Here is an 18,054-nt window from a genome sequence, read left to right as displayed (position 1 = left end):
CTGATCAGAAGTAGCGCGAGCTGAGGTCGCCGGTGGGCCAGCTCGTCACCTTCCCGATCTGAGCGTTGAACCGGTCGGCGAGCACGTCGAAGTCGGGGGACCCGCTCTCCTCCCGCCGGTTGAACAGGGCGGCGTAGGTGACGCCGTTCTGCAGGCGCGCGATGTAGGTGTAGGTGCCGGGCTGCGAGCCGTCGTGCCAGGTGTTGACGTGTCCGGTCACCTGGCGCACCCACAGGCCGGCGCCGTACCAGGAGCCGTACTGGTTCACGCCGATCTCGGGCTTGGCGAGCATCCTGCCGATGGAGGTCGAGTTGAGCACCGTGTTCGGCGCGTCGAGCACCTTCGCCAGGCGCACCAGGTCGACCGCGGAGGCGATCCAGCCGCCGTTGGGGCCCTGGCAGGCCATGCCGAACCCGCCGCCGTACGGCGCGGGCAGGACCTGGCCGGACTCGTCCAGGATGGTCTGGCCCGTCTGCTTCGACTCGTAGATCACCTCTCCGGAGGCGGCCTGCGACCGGAGCGTACGGCCCAGCCGCGGACGGGTGATGCCGAGGGGCGCCAGGACCTTCTGCCGGACGTAGGCCTCGTAGCCCGTCCCTGAGACCTTCTCGATGATCCGGCCCAGCAGCAGGTAGCCGTAGTTGCTGTAGGCGAACTTCGTGCCGGGGGCGAAGTCCAGTGGCCGGGCGCTCGCGTACTTCACGATGTGGTCCTGGGTGATCGGCAGTGGCACGCCGAGCGCCTTGGCGATGGCGCGGTCCATGTGCAGGTAGTCGCCGGAGACGTCCCGGTCCCAGCCCCCGGTGTGCTGCAGCAGCCGCCACACCGTCACCTGCGCCAGCCGGGGGTCGGCCGAGGTGGACATGCCGAGGAGCTTCGCGGCCGAGGCGGTCAGGCTGAGCTTGCCCTCCTGCGCGAGCCGCATGATCGCGATGGCGGTGATGTGCTTGCTCAGGCTCGCGATGCGGAACAGCGACGTGGGCGACACGGCGGGAACGGCATGGCTGCCGTCGGAGTATCGGTAGCCCCTGGCGAGCACCAACCTGCCGCCCTTGGAGACGGCGAGCTGCGCGCAGGTGATCCCTCGCTCCTTGACGTAGGTCTTCATCAGCGTGTCGAACCCGGCGAGCGAGGCGGGCGCCACCCCGGTGGCCTCCACGACGGTCGCGGGCAGCATCCTCGACCCGAACGCGAGGGCGGGCACCGTGATGGCGCCCATCTGGAGGAAGCTCCGCCTGCTCAAACCTCCCTGATCCTCAGATGCGGACGCGAACAGCGACATTTTCTGCATGTCCAATTTCTAGTGGATCAACGCCGCCGTCGCAGACGCTTCACGCGTCTGCCCGGGGGAGGAGGGCGGCGACCAGGGCGGCGACGGCGGGCGGGTCGGGCGGCTCGCCGTACGTCGCGGCGTAGACCCGGCGGGCCGATCCCGGCAGCTCGGACACCCGCACGTCCGGGTGGCGGTGGGCCGACAGCGCCAGCCGGGGGAGGATCGCCACACCCAGCCCGGCCGCGACCATGGCCTGCACGGCGACGTAGTCGTCCGTGGTGAACGAGACGCGCGGCTCGAAGCCCGCCTCGGCGCACAGCGTGAGCAGGTGCGCGCGGCACCGCTCGCACCCCGCGATCCACGGCCCGTCCGCGTACGCCGCCAGGTCCCCGGCGCCGCCGTACGCGGAGGGGGTGACGAGAAGGCTCGGGTCGTCGAGCAGGTGGACCAGGCGGACGCCGTCGTCCTCGGGAGCGGTCTCGCCATAGCGGAAGACCACCGCGACGTCCACCCGGCCGGCCCGCAGCAGGCGCAGCGCCTCGGGCGGCTCGGCCTCCATCAGCCGCAGGTCCAGCCCCGGATGGTCCTGTGCGAGCCGCGTGGCGGCGGCCGGGACGAACGTGCCGAGGGCCGAGGGGAACGCGGCCAGCCGTACCCGCCCGGCCCGCAGCCCGACGTGCGCGGCGAGCTCCGCCGACGCCGCGTCGAGGCGGCCGAGGATCTCCGCGCCCCGTTCGGCGAGCAGGCGGCCCGCCTCGGTGAGGCGGACACCGCGCCCCACGCGCTGCACCAGCTTCGCGCCCGTCTCCGCCTCCAGCCGGGCCAGGTGGTGGCTCACCGAGGGCTGCGAGTAGTGCAGCTCCCGGGCCGCCCCGGTCACCGTGCCCGTCCTGGCCACCGCCACGAGGACCCGCAGTCGTACGACGTCGAGCGGCATTCATCGATCCCGTCTATGGTTTCCCGTCGGAACTTCAGTTGGACCTATTGTCCCGTCGGCGGCCAGGCTGGGGGCCATGACCGACATCCGCGACATCCTGGACGCCCGGCGGCTCATCGCCCCGCACCTGCCCGAGACTCCCATGTGGTCCTATCCCGTGCTCGACGCGGCGGTCGGCGCCGAGGTCCACGTGAAGCACGAGAACGTCCAGCCCACGGGGGCCTTCAAGGTGCGCGGCGGCATCGCGCTGCTGGCCCGCATGGCCGGCCGCCGTCGCGGGGTCGTCACGTACTCGACCGGCAACCACGCTCAGTCCGTCGCGTACGCCACCCGCCTGTACGGCGTGCCGTGCGCCGTCCTGATGCCGGAGAACCCGAACCCCGCCAAGGTCGCGGCGGTCGAGGCGCTCGGGGCGACCGTCGAGGTCTGGGGGGCGACGATGGTGGAGGCCGCTTCGCACGCGCGCGACCTCGCCGAGCGCACGGGACGCAGGCTGATCAGCCCGGCCGACGAGCCGGACATCCTGGCCGGGGTGGGCACGCTCTACGTCGAGATGTTCATCGCCCGGCCTGACCTGGAGGCGGTGTTCGTGCCCGTGGGCAGCGGCAGCGGGGCCGCCGCCGCGTGTCTCGCCGCCGCCGCGCTCGCGCCGGGTTGCCGCGTGATCGCCGTCCAGTCGGCCCAGGCCCCGGCCGCGCACGACTCCTGGCGGTTGCGGGAACCGGTGACCCGGCCCGTCAAGACCGTCGTGGAGGGGCTCGCCACCGGTTCCGCGTTCGCGCTCCCGCAGGCTGTGATGCGGGACCGTTTGGCTGACTTCGTGCTGGTGGACGACGACGACATCCTGCGGGCCCAGCGCCTGCTGCTCACCGAGGCCCACACCCTGGCCGAGGGAGCGGGGGCCGCCGCCCTCGCCGGGCTGCTGGCCCGGCGCGAGGAGTTCGCCGGGCGCAAGGTGGCCGTGGTGTGCACGGGCGGCAACGCCGGCCCGGCCGAGTTGGCCCGCCTTCTGGGCACGATGAATTAGACGACCGACCGATCGGTCATATAGTTTGCAGGAGTGACAACACAAGACGGCCGGCGGCTGCGCGGGTTGCGCAGCCGCGAGACGATCCTGCGGCAGGCGGTGGAGCTGGCCTCCGTCGAAGGGCTCGACGGGCTCTCCCTGGGGCGGCTGGCGACGGCGACCGGCGTCAGCAAATCCGGGCTTTTCGCGCACTGGCGTGACAAGGAGCAACTGCAGCTCGACGCCGTGGAGTGGGCCGTCCGGCAGTGGACCGAGCAGGTGGTGGGGCCGGCTCTGCGCGCCCCCGCGGGCGTACGGCGCCTGTTCGCGCTGCACGAGGCACGGCTGGCCTTCTACGACGACGGCGTGCTGCCCGGCGGATGTTTCTTCTTCGCCGTGCAGGCCGAGTTCGACGACCGTCCCGGAGCCGTCCGCGACCGGCTCTCGCGGGCCATGCGCGAGTGGCAGGGACTCATCCGCCGGCTGGTCGCGGAGGCCGTGACGCTGGGCGAACTGGCCGACGGCGTCGATCCGGCCCAGCTGGCCTACGAGATCGACGCGCTCGGCGAGATGGTGATCATCCATTCCCGGTTGCACGACGGGGCGCAGGCCCTCGTCCACGCCCGCCGTGCCGTGCTCGCGCGTCTGCGTGCGCTCTGCCCCGACCCCGCACTTCTCCCGGAGGACTGACATGACCGCAGGTGGCGTCCACGAGACCGTCCAGGTGCATTTCGACGACCTCGACGCGATGGGGCTGCTGCACAACTCGCGCTACGCCGTGCTGGTCGAGCGGGCGATCGGCGCGTTCTGGCGCCGGCTCGGCTGGGCGGCCGACCCCGCCCGGTCGGCCTTCAAGGACGTGCTCATGGCCGTACGCGAGTTCAAGGTGACCTACCACGTGCCCATCGCGGAGCCCGGCGAGCAGTCGGTGCACTTCTGGCTGGAACGGATGGGACGCACCAGCGGGGTGTACGGCTTTCGCGTGCTGTCCGCGGACCGCGCCACCGTGCACGCCGAGGGCTACCGCGTCAACGTCAACCTGGATCCGGCCACTTTCCGGCCGACGCCGTTCAGCGACGAGATCCGCGAGGCCGCCGCGCCTCTGCTGCTCACGGCGCTCACGGCGCTTCCGGAGGCGGCGCCGTGCTGAGGACGCGCCGGACGAAGCAGTGGCTTCGGAAGGACACGTGGACACGGCCGCCCTGCGGCATGCGCTGACCGCCTCCTCCGGCTGAGCGAGAAAATCAGGGCCCGATGTCGTTGCGGGTGGCCTCCTCGACCTCGTGCAGGCTCTGCCGGGTCAGTTCGAGCTCCGAGGTCAGCTCGTCGAGAGCCCGGGCGCCGCCGCCCGCGCCGTCGGAGGTCGCCGTCATGGTGGAGATCTCGACGGCCCGCGCGACCAGGCCCTCCAGGCTGATGGCGCCCGACTGCAGCCGGGCCAGCACCCGCTCCCGCGCGCCCGACAACCTGTCGTACACCTCGCGCTGCGCGTCCAGGGCGGCGATCGACCGGTCGAGCTCGCCCGCGACCTCCTGCCGGGCCGTCTGCCGCGCCTGCGTGAGCCGTGCGCGCTCCTGCTCCAGGAACCGGGGGTCGAAGCGGGCCAGCGCGGCGCCGGTGACGGAGGCGTGCCCGGCCAGCCGGCGCAGCGTGCCGACGGTGTCGTCCACCTGCGGGCGCATCGCCGCGATCCGGTCGAGCAGGAGCTGCCCGCGCATCGAGGCGGTCAGGTCGGCGAACGACGCGGCGGCCCGCTCCGCCCGCCGCAGCCACGCCTCCTCCGCGCTGCCCTTGGTCACGGGCGGGGCCTGCGGCTCCGTACGGCTCTCGCCTCCGGTGGACTGCCACGCGGAGGCGAACGCCTTGATGAGCCAGACCGCGACCCCGGCGACGGGCACCCCCACAGCAGGGACGCCGACCGCCCAGGCCGCGCCCGCGGCGGTGGCGCCCAGGAGCAGCGCCCAGGGGTCGCGGAGTTCCTCGGTGAAGCGGGACAAGGGGGCTCCCAGGTCGGACGGTGGGGGTCGGTCAGAAGTTGGAGATGACGGCGGTGAACACCTCGTCGATGCTCCCCGGCTTGCGCGAATCGTAGGCCGCCGCGTCGGTCGTCTGCGAGATGCGCCGCAGGACGTTGAGGTCGGCGTCGCCGCCGTACGCGATGGTGAACATCCGCACGGTCTCCTGCCCGGCCTCCTTGCGCAGGTCGGGCAGCAGGTTGTCGAGCGAGATGGAGTTGTTGTCCTCGTTCTTGCCGTCGGTCAGGAACACGACCGCGTTGATCGCGTCGCCGTTCTGGTGCCGCAGCACGTGCCGGTAGGACGCGAGGGCCGTGTCGTACAACCCCGTGCCGCCGTTGGGGATCAGGCCGTTGATGCGGCTCTTGAGCCGTGACTGGTTGTCCCTGCCCAGGGGGACGAGCTCGCGGTAGTCCTTGTCGCCGTCCTGCTTGAGGCTGAACATCCACAGGCCGACCCGGTCGTTCGGGCCGAACTGCGGCAGTGCGTTGATCGCGGCCTGCTTCGCGAGGTCGAGCTTGGTCTTGCCGGTGCCGGGGACGTCGGCGCCCATCGAGCCGGAGACGTCCATCACCATCAGCACGTTGGCGGGCTTGCGCAGCTCGGCCCAGCTCTTGAGGATCCGGTCCAGCACCTGCGGAGTCGGGGTGCTGAGCGTGGTCGCGGGCTGCTTGGGGTCGAGGCCGTTGGCGGTCGTGATGAGGTCGCCCGGCTTGCTGTCGAACGACCGGAAGGCGTACTTCTCGAACTCCCGCTGCCGATCGGGCTCCCGCAGGTATTTCAGGAAGTCCGCCGCCGCGGCCTTCTTCGCGGCGTCCGCCCAGGACAGCACGGCGTACGGGTGGTCGGAGAAGAGCGTGCCCTCCTTGGGGTAGATCGCCACCAGCGGGACCTTCGGCTTGGCGTGGTCGCCGAGCGTTTTGGGGTCGCCCGTCGGGTTGCCCTGGTTGTAGTCCCACACCGACTTCTCCTCCACCGTCACGGCGGAGATGTACGACATGGCAGTTCCCGAGTCGTCGGCGTGCTGGAGGTTGGACAGGAAGGTCAGCGTCGTGTCGCCGTAGTGGACGATGGACCGCTCGACCCCCCTGACGAAGTCACGCGTCTTCGCCGCGGCGACGTCCCGCTCCGTCAGGTCGCCCGACAGCCCGGTGGCCGCGAAGTACGCCCCGATAGTCGCGTTCAGGCCGGAAGTGGAGAAGTTCGGGTTCGTCTTGCCGAGGCGGAACTTGCCCCACTCCGGGTGGTCGTACTTCGCCCAGCCCTTGGGGTCGTTGGCGAGGTCCAGGATGTCCGACCAGCCGATCTTCTTGGACGGCCAGCCGAGCGCCTGGGCCATCGGCTTGGGCATCGCGATGACCAGGGGAGAAGTGGCGATCGTCGGGGGGTCGGCGGACACCGGCGACGCCTGGTCGCCGCCCTCGACGCGCTGCCGCAGGAGGGTGACCCAGCCGGTGCTCGCCGGTGTCCAGACGTCCGGCTTCGGGCCGTCCTGCCGCTCGTCCCAGCCGCGCGCCAGGGCCTGCATCGCCCCGCCGGACGCCTTGGAGTTCACGATTACGTCCACGCACTGCCCGTCCACCTTGTGGCCGTTGTAGCCGTTGGCCATCGTGCGCAGCAGTTCGGCCTTCTCGCTGGAGGCGGCGATGGTCAGCGTGATCCCGTCGTCGCCGCAGGCACGTCTGCTCGCGTTCCCGTCCTCGTCGTCACCGGCCTTCCCGCCGCCGCCCGAGGCCCCGCCGAACAGCAGTCTCAGCCCGACGATGAGCGCTCCCGCGAAGATGACCGCGATGACGAACGGAGCCACGCTGCGGCGGCGCTTCTGCTGCGGTGGGGGGTACACGGTCTCCTCCATTGTCACGGGATACCTGCATTCATCCCGACGAACGGCGGATCACGTTAGTTGCCGATCATCTCGTCCTGCTAACGCCCCAGCCCCGTTCTCCCACTCATCCACAGGATCTGCTAATTCTCCGTAGTGAGTCGAATACTCTGAGTAAAGTCTGCCGCGTGCCGAACCTCATCCATCAGCAGACCGTCGATTTCTTCCACAACCAGCCCACCGCCGCCGTGGCGCTGTTACGTGAGGTCGGCGGCATCGAGCTGCCCCGGTTCGCCATGGCCACGACAGAGGCGGTGGACGCCACACAACTGACCCCCGTGGAGTATCGCGCGGACGCGGTCGTGGTGCTCCGCGACGGCTCGGGAACGGCCCGCCTGGCAGTGATCGTCGAGGTGCAGTTGCGTCGTGACGCGGACAAGCGCTTCAGCTGGCCTGTGTACGCCGCCGCGCTGCGGGCCCGGCTGAAGTGTGACACCGCCCTGCTGGTGGTCTGCCTGAACCGGGCGGTGGGCCGCTGGTGCGAGCAGCCCATCTCCATGGGGCCGAGCGGGACCGTCACCCCGGTGGCGATTCACTCGGACCGTCTACCTTTGATCACCGACCCGGGCGAGGCGCGCAGGTGCCCCGAACTGGCCGTGTTGTCGGTGGCCATGAACGGCGACCACCCCGACATCGACAAGGGGATGGAAGTCATGCTGGAGGGTCTGAACGAGCTGGACCGGCAGGGTGCCCAGCTATATTTGAGTTACGTGTTCGGTCTGGTACCCACAGTAGTGGGTGAGCGCCTGAAGGAGCTTCTGATGACAGCGTCAGCCGACTACGAGAAGGTCATCGCCGAACGCTACTTCTCAGAGTGGGTGAACAAGGGTCTGGAACAGGGTCTGGAGCAGGGTCTGGAGCAGGGTCTGGAGCAGGGGCTGGAACAGGGCCGCGCGGAGGGTGAGATCGAGGCGATCCTCACCGTGCTCGACGCCCGTGGGCTGGACATTCCCGACGAAGCACGTGAGCGGATCAGCCGATGCTCCGACCTGCATCTACTGGAGAAGTGGATTCGCCGGGCGGTGACGGTGACGTCGGTCGACGAACTCTTCGCCTGAGGCCCCGCGCTTCCCTACGTCATGCCGGCGACGAGCCTCGGCTCGGGCGGGAGTCGTCGCCGGGCAGGCCGGTCATCGAGGGGCGGTCAGGGCGAGATGCGGCGGTGGACGAGCTCGGCCAGGGTCGCGTGCACGTCCTCGACCGGTTGGTCGGGACGCAGCGCGCGGCGCTCGATGGCGACGGTGAGCACCATGCCGAAGACCGCCGTGGCCGCGGTGCCGGTGTCGAACCCGGGGCGCAGCTCGCCGGCCTCCACCGCGTCCGCGAGAACGCGCTCGTACACCGCGAGCACGCTCGTACGCAGCCGCAGGACGGCGTCCTGCCACGCCGCCCGCCACATCTCGGCCAGCAGCACCCGGGCGAACGGCCCGTACTCGTCGAAGAAGCGGAGCTGGGCGAGCATGAGCGCGTCGAGCACGGCGATCGGCGAGGCGGCGGGGCCGCGCGCGGCCTCGGCGAGGGCGTCGGCGAGCCGTTCGATGCCGTGGTCGAGCAGGCCGGCGAACAGCGCCTCCTTGCTGCCGAAGTTGTAGAAGACGGTGCCCTTGGCCACCCCGGCGCGTTCGGCGATCGCGTCGACGGTCGTGGCGGCGAAGCCCTGCTCGGCGATGAGGTCGGCCGCGGCCCGGTAGAGCCGCTGCCGGGTCTCGGCCCGCCTGCCGCCCTGCTCTTTCGGGCCGTCCACGGGGCGGCTCACAGCGACAGCTCCGGCTTGAGGCGGCGCATCGACCAGGTACGGCCGCGGTGGACGGCGAGCACGGTGAGCGCGAGACCGAGGGCGACGAACGCGGACAGCACGCCGCAAGCCTGCCACACCACGGCGGTGTCGCCACCGCTGATGAGGCGGCGCATCGCCGACACCACCCAGCTCATCGGCAGCCACGGGGAGATGGCCTGGAAGAACCCGGGGGAGGTCTCGATGGGATAGGTGCCCGCCGACGAGGTGAGCTGCAGCATGAGCAGCGCCAGCACCGCCACCCGTCCGGGCGGTCCCAGCAGCGCGTTGACCGCCTGCACGACGGCGAGGAACGCCGCCGTGACCAGCACGAGGAAGGCCACCACACCCGGCCAGTTGTCCGCCTCCAGGCCCAGGCCGAAGCGCAGCACGGCGAGCAGCACCGCCACCTGGAGCGTCCCCATCGCGAGCCCCGGCAGCCAGCCCGCGAGGGCCGTGCGCCACGCCGGCGCCGACCCGGCGAGCAGGCGCGGGTTGAGCGGCCGCAGCAGCATGTACGTCACCATCGCGCCGACCCACAGCGCGAGCGGCACGAAGAACGGCGCGAAACCGGTCCCGTAGTTGGGCACCTCGTTGTCCACCTCGGTGGCGAGCCGGACGGGGTCGCTCATCATGTCCGTACGGCTGTCGCGCTCCTGCGTGCCGTAGTCGGGGATCTGGGCGGCCCCGTCGCCGAGCTTGCCGGCCAGCTCGCCCGAGCCGTCGGTCAGCTTGACCAGCCCGGAGTCGAGCTTGCCGGCCCCCCGCTGCAGCTTGCCGATGCCGTTGTCGAGCTTGCCCGCTCCGGAGGCGAGCGAGGCGAGGCCGGTGTTGAGACTGCTCGCTCCGTTGTCGAGCCTGGCCAGGCCGGTGGACAGGCTCCGCGCGCCGCTGTTCAGCGTGCCGAGACCGCGAGACAGCGAGGAGGCCCCGCCCAGCGCCTTGCCGGTGCCGTCGCGGAGGTCGGACGCTCCGTCGGCCAACTGCTTGAGACCCTTGTCCAGCTGGTTGAACTTGTCACGGGCGTCGCCCAGCGCGCCGCCGAGGCCGGGTGCGGCGGCGGCCAGCTCGCGGGCGTCGTCCGACACCGCCCGTGCCGTACGGGCGAGGTCGTCGAGCCTGCCCGTTTGGGCGCCGAGGCGGTTCTGCAGCCGTCCGGCGGCCGACGCGAGGTCGCCGGCCGACCCGGCGGCCCGCTCGACCAGCGCGCGCAGCTCGGGATCGGCGTCGGGATGGGCGTTCAGCCAGCGCTGGACGGCGCGCAGGTCCTGCCTGGCCGTGCCGGCCGAGCCCTGCACCTCCTGCGGCAGGCCGTCGAGCGCGTCGGCGAAGCCGTCGGCGCCCTCCGCGAGGGTGAGCGCGGCCTGCCGGATGCGGTCGCCGTTCTTCTCCAGCACGGGGACGTACTTGTCGGCCGCCCGGTTGACGGTGGGAGACAGGGTGTGGACCTGGCGGTAGACCTCGCGGTTGCCCTCGGCGAGTTTGGCCGCACCCTTGTCGAGCGCGGACAGGCCCTTGCGCAGGTCGGCCGCGCCCGTGGCCGCCTTCGACAGGCCGGCGGACAACGCGGCCGAGCCTGTCCTGGCCTGGTGCAGCCCGCTCGTCAGCTGCTTCGACCCGCCGTACAGGGCGTCCGCTCCGGACGACAGCTTGCCGGTCGCGTTCTGCGCGGAGCCGAGCCCCTTGGCCAGCGAGGCGGCGCCGTCGCTCGCGGCGGCGGCTCCGTCGTGCAACCGGTCGGCGCCGTCGGCCGCCTGGGTGGTCTTGTCGTGCAGCTCGCCGAAGGACAGGAAGATCTGGTCCAGGTAGTCCTTGACCGCGCTGCGCCCGGCCGCCTCCTTGACCTCCCGGAACACGGCGTCCGAGATCGTCCGCATGATGTAGCTGCGCCCGGTGTCCACCCGTACGCCGAGCTGGGCCGGGCGCGGCGTGCCGTCACCGGAGGGTGAGGCGAGGTCGGCGCTGAAGTCGGCCGGGATCGTGAGCGACAGGTAGTAGCGGCCCTCGCGCACGCCCCTGTCGGCCTCGGCCGCGTCGACCCGGTGCCAGGCGAAGACCTTGCGGTTCTCCAGTTCGGTGGCGAGTTCGCGGCCCGCGTTCACGGTGCTCGGGGGGCCTCCCGCGGCGCCGGCGGCGGTGGCGGGACGGTCCTCCACGACGAGGGCCACCGGTACGCGGCTCAGGTTGGCCTGGGGATCCCAGAACGACCACAGGTAGAGCCCGGCGTACAGCAGGGGCAGCATGATCACGGCGACGAGTGCGGCCCTGGTGAGCCGCGAGCGCATGAACCTGCGCAGTTCGAGCCGGCCGGGGAGGGGGGCCCTCATCGACGTTCTCCTTCCTCGGCCTCATCGCGGCGCGCCGCCCTGGTGTCGTCCGCGGTGCCGTCCCCGCCGTCGTCCTCGGTGTCGTCCTCGGTGTCGTCCCCCGTGATGGTTGGAGGGGGAGGCGGCGGGGGAGCGGGGACGGGCAGCGGCAGCAGTGTGGTGGCCACGCCGGCCGCCTCCTCGGCGTCGGTGCAGGCCGCGATGACGGTGAGCCCCTCATCGGCGAGGCCGCGTAGGACGTCCCACAGCTCGTGCCGCCTGCCTGCGGGGATGCCGGTGTCGGCGTCGTCCACGAGGAGCAGGCCCGGCTGGTCGAGCAGGGCGAGGGCGACGCCCAGCCGCACCGCCTGGTCCCGGGTGAGCTCTCTGGTCAGCGTCCCGTCGCCGTGCGGCAGCGCGTCCGGATCGAACCCGGCGTGGGCGAGCGCCGACCGCGCCGCGTCCGGGTGCCGCCTGCGCCACAGGAACCCGTGCGGGCGCAGCCGCTCCTGCAGGTGCTCCCGTACGGACAGCGCGTCGTCGAACGGGTTCACCTGGGCGAAGAGCCCGAGGGCGGCGACCTGCCTGATCCTGCGGGGTGCCGCCAGGCCGCCGACGGTGAGCGTCCCCTCGGTGGGCTTCATCCGTCCCGCGAGGGTGAGCAGCAGGCTCGTACGGCCGCTGCCCGCCTCGCCCGTGACGACGGTCAGCGTCCCGGGGACGGCGTGCAACGAGACGTGCCGGTAAACCCAGCCGTGACCGCCCCGCACGCCCAGCCCGCGCGCCACCACCTCGACACCGTCGAAGACGCCGCCGAAGTCCCCGCCGAAGTCCCCCCCGAAGACCTCGCCGGACGGGCGGGCGGGAGTTCCGGCAGAGGGTGTGGCGTCCTCGGTCCGCGCGGCATCCACGTCCCTGCTCCATTCTTTTGCACTGACCAGTCGGTACAAAAGAATAGCGCCCGGGGCTCCTCGCCCTATGCCCCCTAATGGTGTGATTTCACCTACATGAGACGAGGCCCGGTCACCAGTGACCGGGCCTCGTGGGTGCGGGGAAAAGGGGCTACGGGAGGAGAAAGGGGGCTACGGGGAGAGCGGCACGGCCGCCGCCCGCTGCCGGGGCGTCCGGGCCGCGTCGGCCGATCGCGCGGCGGCCGTGCCGGGCCGATGGCCGGTGGCTAGCCGATGCGCTGCCACAGGGACGGCACGTTCGGCGGCTCCCAGCCGGTCTGGGCGGTGTGTCCCTGATGCAGCGGTAGGTCGAGCCGCCGTAGGTGACCGTGTCACCGGCCGCGTACGTCCGGCCGGCCTGCCAGGTCCCACCGGGGCCGGTGGTCGGGCTGGTGGTCGGGCTGGCGGACGGGCTACTGCTGGGCGGCGCGCCCTGGACGTTCAGCACGAAGTCGAACGTCGCCTCGAGGCCGGCGCCGTTGCTGCGGACGTTCATCAGCAGCCTGGCGTCGTAGATCGTGTCGGTGTTGTTGCGCGGCTCGCCGGGGAAGTACAGCTGCGTCGTGAGGACGGGCTTGTTGGGGGCCTGCGCCTTCACGTGGATGTGCCGTGTCCGTCCCGGGTACAGCCCGGGGACGATCGTGGTCAGCTTGTACGAGCCGTCGGCGCCGGTGTACTGGTGGCCGCGGAAGTTGAAGCCGACGTTGTCGTAGGCGCCGTTCCTGTCCGCCTGCCAGAAGTCCAGCAGCACGTTGGCGAGCGGCCGGCAGGAGAGCCCGAAGACGAAGCCGCTGACCGTCAGGGGGGTGCCGCTGCCCGGCAGCGTCGTGCGCTGCGGCGAGTTCGGCTTGAAGTACGGCCCCTCGATCTGCTCCACCGTCGGATCGTCGTCGTCGTCGCAGAAAGGGGTGGGGAGCAGCGGCCCGCCGGTGACCGCGGCGTCGCGGGCGAGCGAGGCATGGGCCGCCGTGCCCGCCAGGATCGACATCGGGGCGCCGATCAGCGCCGCCTTGAGCAGGGTCTTGCGGGTGATCCCGCCGGGCCTTTCCTCGTCTCCGAGGTCTACGGGTTCCATGGCTTCCTCCATGTGATGGTCGGCTTGTGGAGGAGCCAGGACGACGGCCCCCCTCCGCGAGGTACGCCGCCCTGACTCCTCCCCGGGCGGACGGCTTTCGCCCGGTGGGGAGACATCGCCCCGGCTTCCGCGAGTCAGGCCGGGGCGACGTCGTGTGGTCAGACGGGCTGCCAGAGGGCCGGGACGTTCGGCGGCTCCCAGCCGGGCAGCGAGGTGTGCGACTGGAGGCAGCGGTAGGTCCTGCCCGCGTACGTCACCGTCTGGCCGGCGGTGTACGCGGTCCACTCCTTCCAGGTGGTGTCGCCCTGGTCGCCGCCGACGGTGAGGGAGAAGGAGGCCGAGTGGTCGGCGCTGCTCCCGTCGGCGTCGAGGCCGATGGAGTACGTGCCCGGCGCCGCGGCCGCGGTCGTCGAGATCGTCACCTGGGACGACTGCCCCGCGGTGATCGTCTGCGGCGAGAACGACACCGACACCCCGGCGGGGACCCTCGACGCCGACAGCGTCACCTGCTGGGCGTTGCCCGAGCTGACCTGGGTGAACAGCGTCGTGGTCGTCGACTGCCCCGCCTGCACGGACGCCGAGGACGGGTTCGCCGAGACGGTGTAGTCGTCCGCGGGGGCCGGGCCCTGCCCGACCGCGAGCTTCCACAGCACGTAGGCGATGCCGTCGGCGTTGCGGTCCAGGGCCGTGGTGTTGACGTTGGACGGGTAGGTGTCGCACGCGGAGTGGTAGCAGCGGTCGAACGCCTGCCCGGCCGTGCCGCCCCACTTCTGCGCCTGGGCCGCCGACTTGATCGTCTCGGCGCCGGTGAAGACGCCGCCGACCCGTACGCCCGCGTTCTTGAACGGTGTGTGGTCGCTGCGGCCGTCGCCCTCGGTCTCGATCTCCGTCGGGACGTTCAGCGTCGCGTAGTAGTCGTTGAACAGCTTCTGGAGCGCGGGGTCGTCGTCGTAGACGAAGTAACCGGCGTTGGGCGAGGCGGTCATGTCGAAGTTGAGGTAGGTCTCGACCCCGGCGGCGCCGCCGTTCTGCACGTAGTACGTCGAGCCGCGCATGCCCAGCTCCTCGGCGCCCCACCAGGCGAACCGCACATGCTTGGTGAGGGTGGGGTTGCGCGCGGCGAGGGTGAGCGCGACCTCCAGCAGTGAGGCCGAGCCGGACCCGTTGTCGTTGATGCCGGGGCCCGCCGCGACGCTGTCGAGATGACCGCCGAGCATGACGGTCGGGCTCGCCGGCCCGCCGGTCCAGTCGGCGATCAGGTTGGTGTGCGTCTGGCCGTTGTAGGTGAAGCTCTGCGTCCGCGTGGTGTATCCGGCGGCGTCGAGTTTGGCCTTCACGTAGTTCAGCGCGCTGGTGTACGCGCCGGACGGCGAGGGCCGGTTGCCGATCGCCTGCAACTGCTGCAGGTGCGCGTTGACGTTCGCCACCGGGATGTCGGGCGTGGCCGGGTCGGGATTGCCGGACCCCACCGTGAGCGAGTAGGTCGCCTGCCTGTCGACGTCCGTGCCGTCCGCCACGATCGTGATCGGATAGGCGCCCGCGGGCGTGCTCGCGGACGTGGCCAGCCTGAGCTGCGCGGTCTGCCCGGCGGTGACGGTGGCCGGGGTGAACGTCGCGGTGACGCCGGTGGGCAGGGTGCCGGTCCGCAGCGTGATCTGCTGGGCGCTGCCGGTGGTGACCGTCGTGCTCACCGTGGTGGTCACGGCCTGGCCCGCCTGCGTGCTGCCGGAGGCCGGGTTGACCGAGACGGAGAAGTCGTTGCCGCCCGGGTTCGGCGTGCAGGTCGGGTCGTTGGTCGCCGGGACGTTGACCGCGGTCCAGGCCGCCTTGACCGCGTTGAACTCCACGCAGCTGCCCGGGAACAGCGACTTGGCGGCGTTCAGCGTGTTCACCCGCGCCTTGGCGTGCGTACGCGGGAGGGTCTTGAGGTTCAGTGAGGCCAGGAAGATCATTCCGGCCTTCTGGATGCCGATGCCGGTCAGCGTCGAGGGGCCGCTGCAGACGGGGCTGCCCGGCTTGCCGCCGCCGGGGTTGGTGCCCTCGGCGAGCAGGTAGAACCAGTGGTTCTGCGGGCCGGCCGCCGAGTGGACCTCGGTGTTCGGGATCGAGGCGCTGTAGCAGTCAGGGTCGCCGTTGGTCGAGGGCCGGTACATGTACCGGATCGGCCCGCCGCCCACCAGGTTGACCTCTTCGCCGACCTGGTAGTCCGGCGGGTCGTTCGGGTTGTTCGCGTACGCCTCGGTCAGCGCGCCGAAGATGTCGCCGGTCGACTCGCCCATGCCGCCGGCCTCGTTGCCGCTGCCCGCGCCGGCGCCGGTGAACTGGTCGATGGCGTGGCCGAACTCGTGGCCGACCACGTCCATCGACGTCGCCTGCTGGTTGTTCGCCTGGTTGTGGCCGAACGTGGTGTAGCTGCCGTTCCAGTACGCGTTGACGTCGCCCAGGCCCACCCGGATCGGGAAGCCGCCGCCGGAGCCGTTGATGCCGTTGCGCCCGAGCCAGTCACGGAGCATGTTCCACTCGGTCTGCACCGCGTAGAGCGCGTCGACGCACGCGGTTTCGAGGCTGGTGCCCGAGGCGTTGCCCCAGTCGTCGTCGGGCCCGGTGTAGGCGGCGCCGTTCTGGCCGCCGCAGCGCAGGCCGGGGCGGGTCGTGTCGGTCATCGAGTAGTTGCCGGCCGACCCGGAGGTCTGGATCGTCACCGGGTTGCCGTTGTAGTAGCTGTGCCCGACGCCGGCCTTGACGTCGTCGTAGGAGTCGAGCACCGTGCCGGTCACGGCGTCGACGAAGACGTGCAGGACGCTCGGGACGTCGCCCTTCTTCCTGCCGGTGACCACCGTCTCCCACGCCAGCCTGGGCGTGTCGAGGGCGGCGTCGACGAGGAGCGTGGGAGTGCCGACGGACTCGACCGACGCCAGCAGGCCGCGCGCCTTGACGGCGGCCTGTGCCCCGGTCACGCGGGGCACCTCGGAGACGTTCAGCTCGGTGCGCTGACCCGTGGTGACGACCTGCACCGCCTGCCCGGACGCGTCGGTGGACACGATGACGTCGCCGCCGTGGACGGGCAGGCCCGCGTGGGTGCGGGCGTAGGTCAGGTACCGCAGCCCGCCCGCGCCGACGACGGTGCGGGCGAGCGTGAACTCGTCCGAGGGCGCGGTGTGCAGCGCCTGAGCCGAAGCGGCCAGAGCGCCCGCCGCGCTGGCGAGTGCGCGCGCCTCGGGGCCGGGTGGGGCCGGGGCGCTCGACGCGGAAGCCGGCGTGGTGGCCGTTCCCGCGAGGGATGACGAGGTCAGGGCTACCGCCGTCAGTACGGCCAGCGCCGCTGACCTTGCAGGGGGTCTCACTCCTGGTGACTCCTGTCCCTTGGGGGGTTGAGGGGAGGAGCCCGGCCGGGGCTGAGACACACCGTGACATCCGCGACGGGAGACGGGTAACCCCGCACCTTCCTATACGGTCGCGATATAGGGCGCTATGGCTGGGCAAGCGGCCCGTGCCGCCCGAGCCAGTCCTGGTAGACCGCCGACTTCTTCGCGTCGGCCCAGTACGCCCGGCGCACCGCCGCCACGAGTTCGGCGATGTGCGGATCGACGGGACCGGCCTCGGTCCAGCCGATCAGGTGGCGGAAGCTGAGCGGCGTCCCGGCCAGCGGGCGGATCGTGATGCCCGGGTAGCCGCGGCTGGTGGCCTGGAACATCCCGACGCAGCGGCCCGCGGCGATCAGGTCCACCGCCACGCTGAGGGTGGCCTCGCAGCCGATCTTCGGCACGAACCCCGCCCGCGCGCAGGCCTCGCCGAAGTGCTCGCGGTGGCCGACCTCGATCATCACCGGCAGCGACCACTCCTCCTCGGCGAGGTCGGCCAGGTCGATCTCCCGCCGGGCGGCCAGGGGATGCGACTCGGCGACCCCGACGAAGATCGGCTCCCACGCGACCGGCGCGTACCCGACTCCGGCGGGCGGCGTGAGCGGGAGGCCGGGGTAGTCGGCGAGCGTCGCCAGCTCCAGCCGCCGTGAGCGCAACAGGCTCGGCAGCACGTCCATCGCCTCCTCCGTCCGCAGGGTGACCTCGGCGTTCGGCAGCAGCTCCCGAAGCGTTCCGATGATGTGCAGCGCGAGGTGGCTGGACATGCAGCCCACGCGCAGCACCCTGCGGCCGGCGAACCTCATGCCGTCACGCCGCAGTTCCTCGAACGCGGGCAGCAGCGAGCGGGAGCGTGCCAGCACCCATTCGCCGAGCGGCGTGGGCGAGGCTCCCTCCCTTCCGCGCTCGAACAGCGGGCTGCCGAACATCGACTCGATGCGCCGAAGCTGAGCCGCCAGGGACGGCTGGGAGGTCTTCAGCGCGGCAGCGGCCTTGGAGATGCTCCCGTGGTCCGCGATGGCGCAGACCGCGCGCAGATGACGCACTTCTAGCTCCACGCCACGAGCGTAATAAGTAAAGAAACCTTGCAGTAGACCCAACAGCGGCTCGTCAGCCCTGGTGGCCTCCGCGCAAAGGGGCGTCTGGCGGTTATCCGGCGCCGCCGATCGCGCGAGTGAGGCGCTCCGCCTGTGTGTCCGTGTTTCATGGAAATTTCACTGCCTGGCACGGGGTGCATCGGCTCTCACCTGCTCGAATCGGCCGACGTCCGATCGATCCGTCAGCCGGCCGACACCGGAGCATTGACCGGCGTTCCCGAGGTCCGTAATTTTGGCCGTGTTCCGGTTCATGGATGTCGTTCACATTCATGAACACCCCCCTTCGTGGGACCAGGAGTCGCCCCCTCGGTCAGGGGTCCTGCACGACTTGCAAGGAGCTCGGCTTTGAGAACCAGAACCAGAACCGGAGTCGGGGTGAT

14 protein-coding genes are annotated in these 18,054 nt (G+C 71.4%); 4 read left to right on the top strand and 10 right to left on the bottom strand.

Annotated elements, in window-relative coordinates; translation table 11 throughout:
• Positions 1-4 precede the first annotated feature (4 nt).
• Complete coding sequence (locus tag ABZ857_RS00070) at positions 5-1,243, bottom strand: serine hydrolase domain-containing protein (RefSeq protein WP_357034908.1); 1,239 nt, start codon at positions 1,241-1,243, stop codon at positions 5-7.
• Positions 1,244-1,331: 88 nt separating this feature from the next.
• Positions 1,332-2,210 carry a LysR family transcriptional regulator gene (locus ABZ857_RS00065; protein WP_357034905.1) on the bottom strand — a complete coding sequence of 293 codons (879 nt, stop codon included), beginning with the start codon at positions 2,208-2,210 and terminating at the stop codon, positions 1,332-1,334.
• 76 nt (positions 2,211-2,286) lie between these two features.
• On the opposite strand from ABZ857_RS00065, the gene ABZ857_RS00060 reads away from it, so the two are divergent.
• From ABZ857_RS00060 to ABZ857_RS00050, 3 genes are read left to right on the top strand one after another with little or no spacing between them, the layout of a single operon-like run.
• Positions 2,287-3,237 carry a pyridoxal-phosphate dependent enzyme gene (locus ABZ857_RS00060; RefSeq protein WP_357034902.1) on the top strand — a complete coding sequence of 317 codons (951 nt, stop codon included), beginning with the start codon at positions 2,287-2,289 and terminating at the stop codon, positions 3,235-3,237.
• Between the two features lie 33 nt (positions 3,238-3,270).
• Positions 3,271-3,906: a TetR/AcrR family transcriptional regulator gene (locus ABZ857_RS00055; protein WP_357034899.1), complete on the top strand. Its 636-nt coding sequence runs from the start codon at positions 3,271-3,273 to the stop codon at positions 3,904-3,906.
• Between the two features lies 1 nt (position 3,907).
• Positions 3,908-4,366, top strand: a complete 459-nt coding sequence (locus ABZ857_RS00050; RefSeq protein ID WP_357034897.1) for a thioesterase family protein — start codon at positions 3,908-3,910, stop codon at positions 4,364-4,366.
• A 94-nt stretch (positions 4,367-4,460) separates the two neighbouring features.
• On the opposite strand, the gene ABZ857_RS00045 is transcribed toward ABZ857_RS00050, so the two are convergent.
• Both ABZ857_RS00045 and ABZ857_RS00040 read right to left on the bottom strand, forming a co-directional pair.
• Entirely contained in the window at positions 4,461-5,213 is a 753-nt protein-coding gene (locus ABZ857_RS00045; RefSeq protein ID WP_357034894.1) for a hypothetical protein, read from the bottom strand.
• 31 nt (positions 5,214-5,244) lie between these two features.
• Positions 5,245-7,086 (bottom strand): substrate-binding and VWA domain-containing protein, encoded by a 1,842-nt coding sequence (locus tag ABZ857_RS00040; RefSeq protein ID WP_357034891.1) that lies wholly within the window; start codon positions 7,084-7,086, stop codon positions 5,245-5,247.
• A 155-nt stretch (positions 7,087-7,241) separates the two neighbouring features.
• Between ABZ857_RS00040 and ABZ857_RS00035 the strand changes: the two genes are divergently transcribed.
• A complete protein-coding gene (locus tag ABZ857_RS00035) occupies positions 7,242-8,171 on the top strand; it encodes a hypothetical protein (protein ID WP_357034888.1) in 930 nt (309 codons plus the stop codon).
• Between the two features lie 86 nt (positions 8,172-8,257).
• On the opposite strand, the gene ABZ857_RS00030 is transcribed toward ABZ857_RS00035, so the two are convergent.
• The 6 genes from ABZ857_RS00030 to ABZ857_RS00005 form a co-directional block, all read right to left on the bottom strand.
• Positions 8,258-8,857, bottom strand: a complete 600-nt coding sequence (locus tag ABZ857_RS00030; protein WP_357034885.1) for a TetR/AcrR family transcriptional regulator — start codon at positions 8,855-8,857, stop codon at positions 8,258-8,260.
• Between the two features lie 8 nt (positions 8,858-8,865).
• Positions 8,866-11,214, bottom strand: a complete 2,349-nt coding sequence (locus ABZ857_RS00025) for a YhgE/Pip domain-containing protein (RefSeq protein WP_357034882.1) — start codon at positions 11,212-11,214, stop codon at positions 8,866-8,868.
• Positions 11,211-12,104 (bottom strand): ATP-binding cassette domain-containing protein, encoded by an 894-nt coding sequence (locus ABZ857_RS00020; RefSeq protein WP_357034880.1) that lies wholly within the window; start codon positions 12,102-12,104, stop codon positions 11,211-11,213. The genes ABZ857_RS00025 and ABZ857_RS00020 overlap by 4 nt, the downstream gene beginning before the upstream one ends.
• Positions 12,105-12,255: 151 nt before the next feature.
• Positions 12,256-13,218 carry a carbohydrate-binding protein gene (locus tag ABZ857_RS00015; RefSeq protein WP_357034877.1) on the bottom strand — a complete coding sequence of 321 codons (963 nt, stop codon included), beginning with the start codon at positions 13,216-13,218 and terminating at the stop codon, positions 12,256-12,258.
• 158 nt (positions 13,219-13,376) lie between these two features.
• Positions 13,377-16,562 (bottom strand): M28 family peptidase, encoded by a 3,186-nt coding sequence (locus ABZ857_RS00010; protein ID WP_357034874.1) that lies wholly within the window; start codon positions 16,560-16,562, stop codon positions 13,377-13,379.
• Between the two features lie 125 nt (positions 16,563-16,687).
• Positions 16,688-17,635 (bottom strand): LysR family transcriptional regulator, encoded by a 948-nt coding sequence (locus tag ABZ857_RS00005; protein WP_357034871.1) that lies wholly within the window; start codon positions 17,633-17,635, stop codon positions 16,688-16,690.
• Between the last annotated feature and the right edge of the window lie 419 nt (positions 17,636-18,054).

Source organism: Microbispora sp. NPDC046933 (assembly GCF_040644635.1).
Taxonomy (GTDB): Bacteria; Actinomycetota; Actinomycetes; order Streptosporangiales; family Streptosporangiaceae; genus Microbispora.
This window is presented reverse-complemented; position numbering and strand designations above follow the sequence as displayed.

Bases quoted from the DNA above. Each gene is read 5' to 3' on its own strand.
- ABZ857_RS00040 (WP_357034891.1), bottom strand. From the start codon at position 7,086: ATGGAGGAGACCGTGTACCCCCCACCGCAGCAGAAGCGCCGCCGCAGC.
- ABZ857_RS00060 (WP_357034902.1), top strand. From the start codon at position 2,287: ATGACCGACATCCGCGACATCCTGGACGCCCGGCGGCTCATCGCCCCG.
- ABZ857_RS00065 (WP_357034905.1), bottom strand. From the start codon at position 2,210: ATGCCGCTCGACGTCGTACGACTGCGGGTCCTCGTGGCGGTGGCCAGG.
- ABZ857_RS00015 (WP_357034877.1), bottom strand. From the start codon at position 13,218: ATGGAACCCGTAGACCTCGGAGACGAGGAAAGGCCCGGCGGGATCACC.
- ABZ857_RS00050 (WP_357034897.1), top strand. From the start codon at position 3,908: ATGACCGCAGGTGGCGTCCACGAGACCGTCCAGGTGCATTTCGACGAC.
- ABZ857_RS00025 (WP_357034882.1), bottom strand. From the start codon at position 11,214: ATGAGGGCCCCCCTCCCCGGCCGGCTCGAACTGCGCAGGTTCATGCGC.